Consider the following 1,124-nt stretch of genomic DNA (forward strand, 5'->3'; position numbering starts at 1 on the left):
ACCCAAAAGATAACAGCAATTTCTTCAGCTCATCCCATGTAAAATCCGTGGGGTAACTCAACAATCGCTCTTTTAACTTCTCTTTTCTTGTCATTTTTGATATCGTTTATTTTTATTTAATTATAATAAATAAGGCAAATTATTGCAACTAATTTTAGTTACAATAAAATAATTTTTATAAGTATATTTACAAACCGTATAGAACGTGCACAGCGCATATTCTATTCATTTTATTTCGGAACAGCGAAATGCAGCGTGAAATTATAGAATCAAAAACATATGGACGTAATTCTTATGACATAATTTACGATGGAAAAGACTATTATCTACTCCGATGTAACTCTATAGGCATTCCAGAGGTCATGACCTATCATAAGACACGTGAAGAGGCAAAGATTGCATTTGATCTGCTGTTCAAAAAATAATTATATTTATTGGCACAGCTGAACAAGTGTTCTAAATATTTAAAGTCTTTACCCTAATCATCAAACTCCGCAGCAGTTTTAGGACTGTAACACTTCTATCTATAAAAAAATTCTATAATCAATTTTAAATTCTTCAGCTATGCGTTTTGCCACTTCCTTTCCAATAGCCCGCCTACCATTCTCCATTGCAGATAAATTGGTTTGAGAAATATTTAAAATTTTAGCTAATTCAGTCTGGCTTAAATCCTCTCTATGACGCAAACCTTTTAATAAAAGGCCAGGTTCTCCATGCTCATTAATAAGCTCTCCGAAAACATCATTAATAGTTAAATAAGCATTACTTTCTTTAACTTTATATTTTTCAATAACTCCGACTGGCAATGCATAATGTTCTCCATGCCAAGTAACCATAGCAATATTATCAGTATGGGGCTTTTTCATGTGTTCCGACATAATACACCTCAATAAGTTTTATTTGTTTATCGACAACTTCCCAGCAACAAACATAAGTTGGCTTTCCTTTCATTAAATGGCAATGACGTTTATCCCCTCCCATGCCTTTTAATTTCCCATAGTTTTCCAACTACCACTTGTGCTTGGTCCGTTTTGTTCTAAAGAGGCTTTAGCATATAGAGGGAGCTTATCTATTTGCTTAACTGCTTTGTTTGTTATTTTTATTTTTATTTTTATTTTTATTTT

The 1,124-nt window shown here is 32.3% G+C and carries 1 protein-coding gene; it reads right to left on the reverse strand.

The features are described 5' to 3' along the window. Positions 1 to 524 precede the first annotated feature (524 nt). Positions 525 to 866: a helix-turn-helix domain-containing protein gene (locus T345_RS14225; RefSeq protein WP_165476880.1), complete on the reverse strand. Its 342-nt coding sequence runs from the start codon at positions 864 to 866 to the stop codon at positions 525 to 527. Positions 867 to 1,124: the final 258 nt, after the last annotated feature.

This window comes from Legionella fairfieldensis ATCC 49588 (genome assembly GCF_000621525.1).
GTDB lineage: Bacteria > Pseudomonadota > Gammaproteobacteria > Legionellales > Legionellaceae > Tatlockia > Tatlockia fairfieldensis.

Excerpts from the sequence above, each read along its gene's own strand:
- T345_RS14225 (WP_165476880.1), bottom strand. The coding sequence starts at position 866 with ATGAAAAAGCCCCATACTGATAATATTGCTATGGTTACTTGGCATGGA.